The 12,600-nt window shown below is 74.3% G+C and carries 12 protein-coding genes, 1 pseudogene and 1 riboswitch; of the genes and pseudogenes, 5 read left to right on the plus strand and 8 right to left on the minus strand.

From position 1 onward, the window contains the following. Positions 1-2: 2 nt before the first annotated feature. Together BMZ50_RS04815 and BMZ50_RS04820 are read left to right on the plus strand one after the other, a co-directional pair. Positions 3-1,340, plus strand: coding sequence for a class II 3-deoxy-7-phosphoheptulonate synthase (locus tag BMZ50_RS04815; protein ID WP_091321755.1), 1,338 nt, complete (start codon positions 3-5; stop codon positions 1,338-1,340). Beyond that, positions 1,340-2,374, plus strand: a complete 1,035-nt coding sequence (locus BMZ50_RS04820) for a threonine aldolase family protein (protein ID WP_091321757.1) — start codon at positions 1,340-1,342, stop codon at positions 2,372-2,374. Before BMZ50_RS04815 ends, BMZ50_RS04820 begins: the two co-directional genes overlap by 1 nt. A gap of 68 nt (positions 2,375-2,442) precedes the next feature. Here BMZ50_RS04820 and bfr read toward each other — a convergent pair whose 3' ends face one another. The 5 genes from bfr to BMZ50_RS04845 form a co-directional block, all read right to left on the minus strand. After that, complete coding sequence (gene bfr, locus BMZ50_RS04825) at positions 2,443-2,931, minus strand: bacterioferritin (protein ID WP_091321759.1); 489 nt, start codon at positions 2,929-2,931, stop codon at positions 2,443-2,445. A gap of 92 nt (positions 2,932-3,023) precedes the next feature. Next, the gene (locus BMZ50_RS04830) at positions 3,024-3,221 is read right to left on the minus strand and encodes a (2Fe-2S)-binding protein (protein ID WP_091321761.1); all 198 of its coding nucleotides are present in this window, start codon (positions 3,219-3,221) and stop codon (positions 3,024-3,026) included. 120 nt (positions 3,222-3,341) lie between these two features. Beyond that, positions 3,342-4,247 carry a deoxyribonuclease IV gene (locus BMZ50_RS04835; RefSeq protein ID WP_091321763.1) on the minus strand — a complete coding sequence of 302 codons (906 nt, stop codon included), beginning with the start codon at positions 4,245-4,247 and terminating at the stop codon, positions 3,342-3,344. A gap of 28 nt (positions 4,248-4,275) precedes the next feature. Continuing rightward, positions 4,276-6,279 carry a Stk1 family PASTA domain-containing Ser/Thr kinase gene (pknB, locus tag BMZ50_RS04840; protein WP_091321765.1) on the minus strand — a complete coding sequence of 668 codons (2,004 nt, stop codon included), beginning with the start codon at positions 6,277-6,279 and terminating at the stop codon, positions 4,276-4,278. 108 nt (positions 6,280-6,387) lie between these two features. After that, positions 6,388-7,845 (minus strand): glycine hydroxymethyltransferase, encoded by a 1,458-nt coding sequence (locus BMZ50_RS04845; RefSeq protein ID WP_091321767.1) that lies wholly within the window; start codon positions 7,843-7,845, stop codon positions 6,388-6,390. 28 nt (positions 7,846-7,873) lie between these two features. Then, positions 7,874-7,958: riboswitch (ZMP/ZTP riboswitch) on the minus strand. Between the two features lie 62 nt (positions 7,959-8,020). On the opposite strand from BMZ50_RS04845, the gene BMZ50_RS04850 reads away from it, so the two are divergent. The 3 genes and pseudogenes from BMZ50_RS04850 to BMZ50_RS24665 form a co-directional block, all read left to right on the plus strand. Continuing rightward, positions 8,021-8,344, plus strand: coding sequence for an Rv2175c family DNA-binding protein (locus BMZ50_RS04850; RefSeq protein WP_091321769.1), 324 nt, complete (start codon positions 8,021-8,023; stop codon positions 8,342-8,344). Between the two features lie 7 nt (positions 8,345-8,351). Then, complete coding sequence (locus tag BMZ50_RS04855; RefSeq protein WP_091321771.1) at positions 8,352-8,711, plus strand: lycopene cyclase domain-containing protein; 360 nt, start codon at positions 8,352-8,354, stop codon at positions 8,709-8,711. Further along, a pseudogene (locus BMZ50_RS24665) lies at positions 8,708-8,917 on the plus strand (lycopene cyclase domain-containing protein); the annotation flags it as partial. The gene BMZ50_RS04855 and the pseudogene BMZ50_RS24665, both read left to right, overlap by 4 nt. Here the strand turns inward: BMZ50_RS24665 and BMZ50_RS04865 are convergent. The 3 genes from BMZ50_RS04865 to BMZ50_RS04875 are packed head-to-tail and all read right to left on the minus strand — an operon-like array spanning position 8,914 to position 12,511. Beyond that, positions 8,914-9,867, minus strand: coding sequence for a phytoene/squalene synthase family protein (locus BMZ50_RS04865; protein ID WP_218146097.1), 954 nt, complete (start codon positions 9,865-9,867; stop codon positions 8,914-8,916). The pseudogene BMZ50_RS24665 and the gene BMZ50_RS04865 overlap by 4 nt on opposite strands. After that, the gene (gene crtI / locus BMZ50_RS04870; protein WP_091321775.1) at positions 9,864-11,387 is read right to left on the minus strand and encodes a phytoene desaturase family protein; all 1,524 of its coding nucleotides are present in this window, start codon (positions 11,385-11,387) and stop codon (positions 9,864-9,866) included. Before crtI ends, BMZ50_RS04865 begins: the two co-directional genes overlap by 4 nt. Then, the gene (locus tag BMZ50_RS04875) at positions 11,387-12,511 is read right to left on the minus strand and encodes a polyprenyl synthetase family protein (protein ID WP_091321776.1); all 1,125 of its coding nucleotides are present in this window, start codon (positions 12,509-12,511) and stop codon (positions 11,387-11,389) included. The genes crtI and BMZ50_RS04875 overlap by 1 nt, the downstream gene beginning before the upstream one ends. Positions 12,512-12,600: the final 89 nt, after the last annotated feature.

Consider the following 12,600-nt stretch of genomic DNA (forward strand, 5'->3'; position numbering starts at 1 on the left):
AGGTGACACTTTCCGAATCTGCTGAGTCGGTCCCCGGTCTGGACCGGTGGCGGGAGCTGCCCGCCGCCCAGCAGCCGGAGTGGCCCGACCGCGCCGCTCTGGACAGCGTTCTGTCCACCCTGACCACCGTGCCGCCCATCGTGGCGCCCGGCGAGGTCGACGAGCTGCGGGCGCGGCTGGCCGAGGTGGCGCAGGGCCGCGCGTTCCTGCTGCAGGGCGGTGACTGCGCCGAGACCTTCGACCTCAACACCGACGCGCACCTGCAGAGCACCACGCGGACGCTGCTGCAGATGGCCGTCGTCCTCACCTACGGCGCCAGCGTGCCGGTGGTGAAGGTCGGCCGGGTGGCCGGGCAGTACGCCAAGCCGCGGTCGTCGAACACCGACGCGCTCGGGCTGCCGTCCTACCGCGGCGACATGGTCAACGCGCTGGAGCCGGTGCTCGAGCAGCGCATCCCCGACCCCAACCGGCTGGTGCGCGCCTACGCCAACTCCGCGGCCGCGATGAACATGATCCGCGCCTACGCCCGCGGCGGCCTGGCCGACCTGCACGCTGTGCACGACTGGAACAAGGACTTCGTGGCCAACTCCCCGGCCGGGGTGCGCTACGAGGTGATCGCCCGCGAGATCGACCGGGCGCTGGCGTTCATGAAGGCCTGCGGCGTGGACGACACCGCGCTGCGCGGCGTCGAGCTCTACAACAGCCACGAGGCGCTGATCCTCGACTACGAGCGGGCGCTGGTGCGGCTGCACGACGGCCGCCCGTACGTCGCGTCGGCGCACTTCGTGTGGATCGGCGAGCGCACCCGTCAGCTCGACGGGGCGCACGTCGAGTTCATGTCGCGGATCGCGAACCCGATCGGCGTCAAGATCGGCCCGACCACGACCCCCGAGCAGGCCGTCGAGCTGGTCGAGCGCCTCGACCCCGAGGGCGTCCCGGGCCGGCTGACGATGATCAGCCGGATGGGCAACGGCAAGATCCGCGACGTCCTCCCGGGCATCGTGGAGAAGGTCACCGCCAGTGGCCACCAGGTGGTGTGGCAGTGCGACCCGATGCACGGCAACACCCACGAGTCCTCGACCGGGTACAAGACCCGGCACTTCGACCGGATCGTCGACGAGGTGCTCGGCTTCTTCGACGTGCACCGGGCCCTGGGCACCTGGCCCGGCGGCATCCACGTCGAGCTCACCGGTGAGGACGTCACCGAGTGCCTCGGTGGCGCGATGGAGATCAGCGACGAGGATCTCAACAGCCGGTACGAGACCGCCTGCGATCCGCGACTGAACACCGGTCAGTCGCTGGAGCTGGCCTTCCTCGTCGCCGAGATGCTGCGCGGTTGATGACCGCTGCCGGCCTGGCTGCCCCCTCCCGCCCCGCCGTCGTCGACCTGCGCAGCGACACCGTCACGACGCCGACCCCGGCCATGCGCCGGGCGATGGCCGAGGCGGAGGTCGGCGACGACGTCTACGCCGAGGACCCGACGGTCCGGGCGCTGGAGGAGCGGGTGGCCGGCCTGATGGGCCACGAGGCGGCGCTGTTCGTCCCCTCCGGGACGATGGGCAACCAGATCGGCATGCGGCTGGTCTGCGAGCCCGGCCAGGAGGTGCTCTGTGACGCCGACGCGCACGTGGTCACCTACGAGATGGGTGCCGCTGCGGCGGTCTTCGGCCTCTCCACCCGCACGGTCGTCTCGGACGGGGGCCGGCTGGACGCCGACCAGCTCATCGCGCAGGTGCGCCCGCGCGGGAACTGGCACCTGACCGCCACCGCGGCGATCGCCGTGGAGAACACGCACAACCGCGGCGGCGGGCTGGTGCAGCCGCTGGACCAGCTGCAGCGGCTGTGGAAGTGGTCGCGGGAGGCGGGGGTGGCCGTGCACCTCGACGGCGCCCGGCTGTTCAACGCCTCGGTGGCCTCCGGCATCGACCTGGCGACCTACGGGCGGCTGGCCGACACCGCCTCGGTGTGCCTGTCCAAGGGGCTGGGCGCGCCGGTGGGCTCGGTGCTGGTGTCGTCGTCCGAGCGGATCGCCACGGCCCGGCTGTGGCGCAAGCGGCTGGGCGGCGGGATGCGGCAGGCCGGCGTCCTGGCCGCCGCCGGGCTCCACGCGCTGGACCACCACCTGGACCGGCTGGCCGAGGACCACGAGCACGCGCGGATGCTGGCCAAGCGGCTCGGCGTCGACCCGGCGTCGGTCGAGACCAACATGGTGGTGCTGGACGACGTCCCGGCGGCGGTGATCGCCGAGGCCGCGCGGGCTCGCGGCGTGCTGGTCTCCCAGGTGAGCGAGCGCCGGATCCGGCTGGTGACCCACCTGGACGTCGATCGCGCCGGCGTGGAGCGGGCCGCGGACGTGCTGGCCGAGCTGTTGTGACACGACGGGCCCGTACCTCTGCGAGAGGTACGGGCCCGTCGTCGTCCGGGGGCTCGGTCTCCGAGGGCTCAGTCGGCGCCGGTGGTCGGGTGCTCGATCTGCCCGGCCAGGTACAGCTGCTCCCCGAGGGTGTCCATCAGGTGCAGCTGGGTCTCGAGGTAGTCGATGTGGTGCTCCTCGTCGGCGAGGATCTCCTCGAAGAGGTTCTTGCTCGTGCGGTCGCCGACCTGGTCGCAGTAGGCGATCGCCGGCCGCAGCCGCTCGACGACCTCCAGCTCGATGGCCATGTCGGCCTCGAACTGCTCGCGGACGGTCTGGCCGATCCGCAGGGCGAGCAGCTTCTGGTAGTTGGGCAGGCCCTCGAGGAACAGGATCCGGTCGGTGAGCTTCTCCGCGTGGGTCATCTCCTCGATGGACTCCTTGCGGGTGTACTCGGCCAGCTTGTTGTAGCCCCAGTTCTCCTGCATCTTGGCGTGCAGGAAGTACTGGTTGATGGCGGTCAGTTCGCTGGTCAGCTGCTCGTTGAGCAGCTCGATCACGCGCGCGTCGCCCTGCATGTGGCCTCCTCGGGATGCGGTTGACGCCGAGGCTAACCAGGCCCGGAGAGGGCGGCCGAACTCAGGCAGCCCTTCGTGAGGCGAGCCTGGGCTCAGGCGGCAGCCTGGCCGAATGCCAGCCCGTGCAGCGGGTCGGCCGCACGCAGGCGGTCGCAGATCCGGTCCAGGCAGTTGCCGCAGCCGGTACCGGCCGCGCAGGCGTCGCCGACCTCTTCCTCGGTCCGCGCCCCGTCGGCGATGACGTCGGCCAGCTGGTTCTCGCTGACGGCGAAGCAGATGCAGACGTACACGGGGCGCTCCCGAGGACTGGGGAAGGAAGGCACCCCTAAGTTAGCCCAGGCTCACCTGACTGCCAAGGGTTTTCGTGCGGATACGCACCGAGACATCGGTCGTAGGCCTGAGCCGGCGGGTCAGGCAGCGGCGTCGGACTCCGGCAGCCCGGCGTCCCGCAGCTCGGTCAGGAGCGCGATGTCCCGGGCGTGCCCCGCCGACGGCGACCCGTCCAGCTCGCTGGGCGTCTCCACGACGACCGGGACGCCGGCCATGGACGGGTGCGCCAGCAGCTCGGCGAACGGGCCGGTGCCGTACGCGCCGCCGCCGATCGTGCCCGCGCCGATGGTCGCGTGCCGGTCGCGCTTGGACCCGCACTCGTCGAGGGAGTCGTTGGCGTGCACCAGGCCCAGCCGGCCGGGGCCGACGGTGGCCTCGAGCGCGTCCAGGGTCGCCGTCATCCCGCCGGGGACGGCGAGGTCGTGCCCGGCCGCCCAGGCGTGGCAGGTGTCGAAGCAGACACCGACCAGCGGGTGGTTCTCCAGCGCCGCCAGGTACGGGCCGAGGTCCTCGACGGTGGCGGCCAGGGCCTTGCCGCCACCGGCCGTCGGCTCGATCAGCAGCCGGGGGCCGTCGTCCGGGGCGGCCTCCAGGACGGGCAGCAGCCGCTCGTGCAGCTGGCGCAGCGCGTCCGCGTAGCGGTCCTCGCCGACGGCCGAGCCGGCGTGCACCACCACGCCCCGGCACCCCAGCTGGGCACCGCGGGCCAGGTTGTGGGCGATCGAGGCGATCGACTGCTCGACGGTGGCCTCGGTGGGGGAGCCGACGTTGACCAGGAACGGCGTGTGGATGAACGAGGGCACCCCGCGTTCGGCGCAGCCGGCGGTGAACAGCGTGTCCTGCGTCGGGTCACCGGCGGTCAGCTTCCAGCCGCGGGGGTTGCCGACGAAGACCTGCACGGCCCGCGCGCCGACGGCGTCGGTGTAGGCGAGGCCGCCCTTGGCCAGGCCGCCCTTGATCTGGATGTGCGCACCGATCGGTGGCACACCCGTGGGTGTACGCAACAGTTCAGCCCTATCCGAAGCTCAACAAGAGGTTGACGGTCGTGCCCTCGTCGACCACCTCGCCGGCGGCGGGGCGCTGCCGGTAGACGCGGTCGCCGGTGATGAAGGTCTGCACGTCGGCGCGCAGGCCGGCGCCCTGCAGGGCGGCGACGGCCTCCGCCTCGCTGCGGCCGGTCACGTCGGGCACGGTCACCTGGGGCACGCCGACCGACACGGTGATCGTCACGGTGCTGCCGAAGGCCACCGGGCCGGCCGCGGGGCCGGGGTCGACCGCCATGACCTCGCCGGTGTCGACCGCCGAGCTGCGGCCCTCGGCGCGGGCCACGACGAAGCCGAGGTTCTGCAGGTTGGTGGTCGCCGCCTCCGGGGACAGCCCGACGACGTCGGGGACGGCCACCGGTGCCGGCCCGCGGCTGACGAACACCCGCAGGGGCTGGTCGCGCCGCAGCTGAGTCCCGGCCTCGGGGTCGAACCCGGTCACGTGGCCGACCGGGATGTCGTCGTCGTAGTCCTGGACCACCTCGACGAGGACCGGGATGACTCCCTCGATCCCGGCGAGCACCTCCTCCTGCGGGCGCCCGATGGATGCGGGGTCGACCGTGAAGCGCTCGGGGCCCTTGGAGACGGTGAGCCGGACGTCGGTGCCGCGGATGGCCTCCCCGGCCTCGGGCTCGGCGGCGATGACGACGCCCTCCGCGACCTCCTCGCTGAACTCCTCGTCGCAGCAGTCGGGGTCCAGCCCCGCCTCCTGGAGCAGGCCGATCGCGGCCTCCTGGTCCTTCCCGACGAGGTCGGGGACGGCGGTCCACCGGCCCGAGCCCAGCCACCAGCCCACGGCGCCGATGGTGACGGCGAGCAGCAGCACGATCGCGACGGCCAGCCGCGCCCGGCGGCGCCGGATGTGCTGCGGCACGCCGGGCCGGGTGTGCTCCAGGGGTGGGCGCCGGCCGCCGACGTCGGCCGTCGGGCCGGCGCCCATGCCGGGCAGCATCGAGGTGCGCGACCCGCGCCCGGGCCGGGTGCCCGTGCCGCCCAGCACCTCGGTGCCCGGGTCGCTCTCCCGCCCGGGCTCGCTCGGGTGCCGCGGCCGGGTGGGCCGGTTGGTGGGGCGCAGCGTGCCCGGGCCGGCGCTGCGGCCGGTGGGCACCGGCACCCGCTCGACGCCCAGGTCGCTGCGCACGTCCTGGAGGTCGGCCAGGAACGCCCCGGCGTCCAGCGGCCGGACGACGGGGTCGCGCCGGGTGGTGCGGGCGACCAGCTCGTCGACCTGCCAGGGGATGCCGGGCACCTCGTCGGACGGGGTGGGCATGTCGTGGTGCACGTGCTGGTAGGCCACGGCCAGCGGGGTGTCGCCACCGTAGGGCGGGTGGCCGGTGAGCATCTCGAAGAGCACGACCCCGGCGGCGTAGACGTCGCTGCGGGCGTCGGCCTTGCCGCGCTCGAGCTGCTCGGGGGAGAGGTAGGCGACGGTGCCGATGAGCACGCCGCCGGTGTGGCTGGTCTGCCCGGTGCCGGTGAGCGCGCGGGCCAGACCGAAGTCGGCCACCTTGACCACGCCGTCCTGCCCGATGAGCACGTTCTCGGGCTTGATGTCGCGGTGCACGATGCCGGCCCGGTGGGCGGCGGTGAGCCCGGACAGCACCGGCTCGAGGACGGCGAAGGCCTCGCCGACGGTCAGCCGGCCGCGGGCCTGGAGCAGGTCGCGCAGCGTGCGGCCGCGGACGAGCTCCATGACCAGGAACACCAGGCCCTGGTCGCTGCCCTGGTCGCTGACCGACACCACGTTGGGGTGGCTGAGCATCGCGGCGGCCCGCGCCTCGCGGGTGAACCGGTCGACGAACGTCGGGTCGTGCGCCAGGTGCTCGGCCATGATCTTGACCGCGACCGGGCGGTGCAGCCGCAGGTCGGTGGCGGCGTAGACGGTGGCCATGCCGCCGCGGGCCAGCCGCTCCTCGAGGCGATAGCGCCCCTCGAGAACGAGGCCGACCACGGGGTCGGTCACGGCGGCGTCCACTCGGTCGAGTGTATGAGCCCCGGCGTCTCCCGCGGCCCGCACACGCGGGCGTCCCCGGTCACGCGGGGAGCACTCGCCCCACCGGCCACGCCGGGCCCGCCGACGACGTCAGGCGAGGTCGAGCCCCGGGTACAGCGGGTGCGCGGCCAGCAGCTCGGCGGCGGCCGCGCGGGTGCGGTCGGCCAGGCCGTCGGTGATCGCGTACTTGGCCTTGGAGACGCCGCCGTCGCGGGTGGCCGCCGGGGTGGTGCCCGAGAGGACGTCGACGATGAGCTCGGCGGTGCGGTCGAACTCCGCCGCGCCGAAGCCGCGGCTGGTCAGCGCCGGGGTGCCGATCCGGACACCGGAGGTGTACCACGCGCCGTTGGGGTCGGCCGGGACGGCGTTGCGGTTGGTCACGATGCCGGCATCCAGCAGGGCCGACTCCGCCTGCCGCCCGGTGAGGCCGTAGCTGGAGACGTCGATGAGCACCAGGTGGTTGTCCGTGCCGCCGGTGACCAGCCGGGCGCCGCGGCGGGTGAGCCCCTCGGCCAGGCTGACCGCGTTGTCGGCGACCGCCCGCGCGTACCCGGCGAACTCCGGGCGCCGGGCCTCGGCCAGGGCGACGGCCTTGGCCGCCATGACGTGGGGGAGCGGGCCGCCGAGGACCATCGGGCAGCCGCGGTCGACGGCGTCGGCGAACTCCGGCTGGGCCAGCACCATGCCGCCGCGCGGCCCGCGCAGCGACTTGTGGGTGGTCGTGGTGACGATGTGCGCGTGCGGCACCGGGTCGAAGTCGCCGGTGAACACCTTGCCGGCGACCAGCCCGGCGAAGTGGGCCATGTCGACGACGAGGGTGGCGTCGACCTCGTCGGCGATCTCGCGCATCCTGGCGAAGTCGATCCGGCGCGGGTAGGCCGAGTAGCCGGCGATGAGGATCAGCGGGCGGAACTCCTTCGCCCGCGCCCGGACGGCGTCGTAGTCCAGCAGCCCGGTCTCCGGGTCGGTGCCGTAGGAGGACTGCTCGAACATCTTGCCGCTGATGTTGGGGCGGAAGCCGTGGGTGAGGTGGCCCCCGGCGTCCAGGGACATGCCGAGCATCCGCTGGTCGCCCAGGGCGCGGCGCAGAACGGCCCAGTCGGAGTCGGTGAGCTCGTTGACGTGCCGGACGCCGGCCTTCTCCAGCGCGGGGGACTCCACCCGCGAGGCCAGCACCGCCCAGAAGGCGACCAGGTTCGCGTCGATCCCGGAGTGCGGCTGCACGTAGGCGTAGGGGGCGCCGAACAGCTCCCGGGCGTGCTCGGCGGCCAGCGCCTCGACGGTGTCGACGTTCTGGCAGCCGGCGTAGAAGCGGTGCCCGACGGTCCCCTCGGCGTACTTGTCGCTCAGCCAGTTGCCCATGGTGAGCAGCACCGCCGGGCTGGCGTAGTTCTCGCTGGCGATCAGCTTGAGGGAGGCCCGCTGGTCGGCAAGCTCGGCGCCGATGGCTGCGGCCACGCGGGGCTCGACGGCGCCGATGACCTGCAGGGCGCTGCGGTAGGCCGCCGAGGCGGTGGTGGCGTCGTAGGGGGCGGTCGCGTCGGTCATGGGAGGGGCTCCAGCGCGGGTGTCGACGGGGAGGTGCCCAGGCGCCCGGCGGGGTGGTGCGGGCCGCTCCCCGGTGGTTCGTCCACCTCGATGCGCCAGTCACGGCCCCACCGGAATCGTAGCGAGGAGCTTCCCGCGCGGGTGTTCCGGTGTCCGCCGCATAGGCTCGCGTGCCATGGAGACGCTCACCCCCGCGGAGGTCGCCGCAGTCCTGGGGGTCTCGCCCAACCGGGTCCGCCAGCTCCTGCGCGAGCGCAAGGTGCTGGCGGTGCCCGGTAGCGGCAACAGCAGGATCCCGGCCGACTTCTTCCAGAACGGCGAGGTCCTCAAGCACCTGCCCGGCCTGATCACCGTGCTGCGCGACGGCGGGTTCAGCGACGAGGAGGTCTTCGAGTGGCTGTTCCGCGTCGACGAGTCGCTGCCCGGGACGCCGGTCCAGGCGCTGCGCGACGACCGGCACACCGAGGTGACCCGCCGGGCCCAGGCCCTGGCCTTCTGAGCCCCGCGTGGGCCACCTGACGTACCTGCTGCTCCTGGCCGGCTGCCTGGTCGTCACCGCGCCGCTGGAGCTGGTGCTGCGGGTCCGGGTCTACGCCCGCTGGCGGCGGCTGCTGGTCGCGATCACCCCGGAGTTCGTGGTGTTCGTCTGCTGGGTGCTCTACGCGATCGCGCAGGGGCACTGGGACTACTCCGGCGAGCACACCCTCGGCGTCCGGCTGCCCGGCGGCATCCCGGTCGAGGAGGTGCTGTTCTTCCTCGTCGTCCCGCTCTGCGCGGTGCTCGCGCTGGAGGCGGTGCGGAAGGTGACCGGCTGGGACGCGGGCTATCCCGCACAGGAGGCCGAGCCATTGGGCGACCGGGCATGAGCTACAGCGCCCTGGCGGTCACCTCGGTCGTCGCCGTCCTCGTGGTCGACCTGTTCGTCTACCGCACCCGGATGGTCACCCGGCCGGTGTTCTGGGTGGCCTACGCGATCATCGTGACGTTCCAGCTGCTGATGAACGGCGTGCTCACCGGGCTCGAGGTGGTCACCTACGACCCGGGGGCGATCTGGGGTCCGCGGATCGTCTACGCGCCGGTGGAGGACCTGCTGTTCGGGTTCGCCATGATCACCCTGACCCTGGCCAGCTGGGCGGCGGTCAACCGGCGGGCGAACACCGCCAGGCGGCGCGGCCGGGACACCGACACCCGGCGGTCGAGCACCCGGTAGTCCGCGCGCTCGATCTCGGTGAGGATCCCGCCGTAGAGGGCGGTGGCCGCGCGCACGCAGTCGCGGGACTCGCGGGCCAGCAGCGGCGTGCCGGGGGCGGCGTCGTCGTAGCGGCGGCGGACGATCGCCACCATCTCGCGCATCAGCGCCGCGAACCGGGCGTCGTGCCGCTTCGCCGACAGCTGCTCGCGGGTCACGCCGTGCGCGGCCATCAGGTCGGCGGGCAGGTAGACGCGGCCACGGTCGACGTCCTCGCCCACGTCGCGCAGGAAGTTGGTCAGCTGGAACGCCTCGCCCAGCGCGATGGCGTGCGGCGCGGCCTCCTCGCGGGTCACCCCCGGGGCGGTGCCCAGCACCGGCAGCACCTGCAGCCCGATCACCGACGCCGAACCCCACATGTACCGGTCGAGGGCGTCCATGTGGGCGTAGCCGGTCACGGAGAGGTCGCTGGTCATCGCGGCGAGGAAGTCCACCAGGTGCTCGACCGGGAGGGCGTACCGGCGGTAGGTGTGCACCAGCGCCAGCCGCACCGGGTCGGCCGACCAGCCGGCCTCCAGTTCGGCCAGCACGGCCCGCGACCAGTCGGCGAGGTCGCCGGCCGGGTCGGCGCCGGGGGCGTCGACGAGGTCGTCGGCGGTGCGGGCGGCGGCGTAGAGGGCGTGGACCGCCGGCCGCCGGTCGGGGGTGAGCAACCGGGTGGCCAGGTGGTAGCTCTTCCCGTGCCGGGCGGCGATCGCGGCGCAGTGCCGGTAGGCGGCGTCCAGCCGGGCCTGCCGCTCGGCCTGCGTGGGCGGGGGCTCGAGGAGGGTCACGGGCCGGTGATCCGCTCGGCGGCCAGCCGGCCGCTGATGACGACCATCGGCACGCCGACGCCGGGCTGGACCGACGAGCCGGCGAGGACGACGTTCTCCGGGCCGCGGCGGGGGAGCGTCGGCGGTCGGAACGGGCCGGTCTGGCCGAAGGTGTGCGCCAGCGCGAACGGCGTGCCGGCGGCCATGCCCTGCGCCGCCCAGGTCAGCGGGGTGTCCAGGTGCTCCACCTCGATCGCGCCGGTCAGCCCGGTCCAGCCGCGGGCCTCGAGAGTGGCCAGCACCTCGTCGCGGTACCGGGGGCCGAGCGCCCCCCAGTCCAGGTCGGGGTTTCCGCCGCTGCGGGGGTCCAGGTTCGGCGTGGGGGCCACGATGCTGAGCACCTGCCCGCCCTCGGGCGCCAGGCCGCGGTCGGTGCGCGAGGGCATGCTGACCAGCAGGCTCGGGTCGCTCATGATCCTTCCCCGCCGAGCCCCGGGACCCCCGCCGAGCAGCCGCCCGTCCCGGGTCAGCTCCCGGAACACCTCGTCCCAGGCGGCGCCGAAGCTGATGGTGTGGTGCGCCTGCCCGGGCAGCTCGGCCCGCACGCCGACGTGCAGGGCCACGCAGGACGGTGAGTAGACCGGACGGCGCGGCCCGCGCAGCCCCGGCACGAGCCTGTGCGGCGCGTCGGCGGTCACGACGACGGCGTCCGCGGGCAGCCGCTGGCCGTCGTCGAGCAGCACGCCGGTGACCCGCGAACCTGCGAGCTGGAGCTCCCGGACCGCCGTGCCGTAGCGGACGGCCACCCCCGCGTCGGCCGCCGCGGCGGCCAGGGCGGTGGGCACCGCGGCGATGCCACCCATCGGGTGCCAGACGCCGGCACCGATGTCGAGCTGGGCGATCACCGCGTAGGCGGCGATCGCCCGCTGCGGGCTGACCCCGGCGTAGAGGGCCTGGAAGCTGAACAGCCGGCGCAGCCGGTCGTCGGTGAAGGCCCGCGCGACGTGCCGGGACAGCCGGCCGAACCCGCCGCGGCGGATGAGGGCGACCAGCTCGGGCCCGAGCAGGTCCAGCGGGCCGTCGAGGTTGCGGTCGATGAACGCGTCCAGCTGGAGCCGGTAGAGGTCGGCGAGGCCCGCGAGGTAGCGGCGCAGAGCGGTGGCCTCCGTCGGGCCGCACAGCGCCGCCACCTCGGCGGCGAACGCCTCGACGTCGGCGTGCACGTCCAGGTGCGAGCCGTCGGCGAACTGGGCCCGGTAGGTGATCTCCAGCGGCACGAGGGTCAGCCGGTCCTCGAGCTTCTCGCCGACCGCGGCGAGGGTGTCGGCGATCAGCTCCGGCGCGGTGAAGACCGACGGGCCGGTGTCGAGGGCGTAGCCGCGTTCCTCGATCCGGCCGGCGCGGCCGCCGGGGCCGGGGCCGCGCTCGACGACGGTGACCTCGCGGCCCGCGCCGCGCAGCCGCAGCGCCGCGGACAGCCCGGCGAGCCCGGCGCCGACGACCACCACGCGGTCGGTGCGGCCGGGGACGGTGCGGACCATCAGGCGGTGCGGGTGGTCGCGGCGACCGCCAGCGCGTCGAGCGCGGCGCGCGCGTCCTCGGCCACGGGGGCCTCGGCGATGGCGGTGCGGGCCAGCTCGGTGCGCTGGGCGATCCGCTGCTCCACCATGGCGCGGGCGCCGGTGGACTCGATGAGGCGGCGCAGGGCGTCGAAGTCCGCCGGCCCGGCGTCGGGGTTGCCCAGCATCCTCGCCAGCAGGCGCCGCCCGCCGGCGTCGGCGGCCTCCTCGGCCAGCGCGATGAGCAGGGTCTGCTTGCCCTCGCGGAGGTCGTCGTCGGCCGACTTCCCGGTCACCGCCGGGTCGCCGAACACCCCCAGGACGTCGTCGCGCAGCTGGAACGCCTCGCCGAGGGGGAGGCCGATCGCCGAGTAGGCGTCGGTGACCTGCGCCCCGGCGCCGGCGATGGCGGCGCCGAGCTGCAGCGGCCGCTGCACCGTGTAGCCGGCGCTCTTGTAGCGGGCGACGGTCAGCGCGCCCTGGGCGCCGGGCAGCCCGCCGGCGGCACGCAGCAGGTCCAGGTACTGGCCGGCGGTCACCTCGGTGCGCATCGTGTCCCACACCTCGCGGGCACGGGTGAGGGCCGCGGGGGAGATGCCCGAGCGGCGGAGCAGCTCGTCGGACCACACCAGCGACAGGTCGCCGACCAGGATCGCCGCACCCACGCCGAAGGAGGCGCCGTCGCCGGTGAGCCGGTGGTGCCCGTGCTGCGCGGCGAAGCCGACGTGGGTGGCCGGGCGGCCCCGGCGGGTCAGCGCGCCGTCCATCACGTCGTCGTGGACCAGAGCGCTGGCGTGCACGAACTCCAGTGCGGCGACGGCGCGCAGCACGGCCGCATCGTCCTCGGCGCCTTCCCGGCGAGCGCCGCGCCAGCCCCAGTAGGCGAACAGCGGGCGCAGCCGCTTACCGCCGTCGGCCAGCGCGCGCACCTCGTCGGCCACGGGGACCAGCGAGTCATCCATGGCGGCGAGGGTCTCGCGCTGGTCGTCGAGGAACTCGGTGAGCGCGCAGGTGACCGCGCTGCGGACGCGGTCGAGCTCGGCGGCGGCCGGCGACGGGGCCAGCGGGAGGGCGGAGGACTCGCGCTGCTGCGCCCCGGCGATCATCGTCCAAGTATCGCCCGGCGCCGGATGCGGCGACTCCACCGGCGCGACGTCCCGGCACAGGGTCAACGGACCAGCCTCCTCGTTCCGCG

Source organism: Geodermatophilus ruber, from assembly GCF_900114385.1.
Taxonomy (GTDB): Bacteria; Actinomycetota; Actinomycetes; order Mycobacteriales; family Geodermatophilaceae; genus Geodermatophilus; species Geodermatophilus ruber.

What these genes read in the sequence shown, in the direction of transcription:
- BMZ50_RS04820 (WP_091321757.1), top strand. Translation starts at nt 1,340, where the DNA reads ATGACCGCTGCCGGCCTGGCTGCCCCCTCCCGCCCCGCCGTCGTCGAC.
- bfr (WP_091321759.1), bottom strand. Translation starts at nt 2,931, where the DNA reads ATGCAGGGCGACGCGCGCGTGATCGAGCTGCTCAACGAGCAGCTGACC.
- BMZ50_RS04845 (WP_091321767.1), bottom strand. Translation starts at nt 7,845, where the DNA reads ATGACCGACGCGACCGCCCCCTACGACGCCACCACCGCCTCGGCGGCC.
- BMZ50_RS04850 (WP_091321769.1), top strand. Translation starts at nt 8,021, where the DNA reads ATGGAGACGCTCACCCCCGCGGAGGTCGCCGCAGTCCTGGGGGTCTCG.
- crtI (WP_091321775.1), bottom strand. Translation starts at nt 11,387, where the DNA reads ATGGTCCGCACCGTCCCCGGCCGCACCGACCGCGTGGTGGTCGTCGGC.
- BMZ50_RS04875 (WP_091321776.1), bottom strand. Translation starts at nt 12,511, where the DNA reads ATGATCGCCGGGGCGCAGCAGCGCGAGTCCTCCGCCCTCCCGCTGGCC.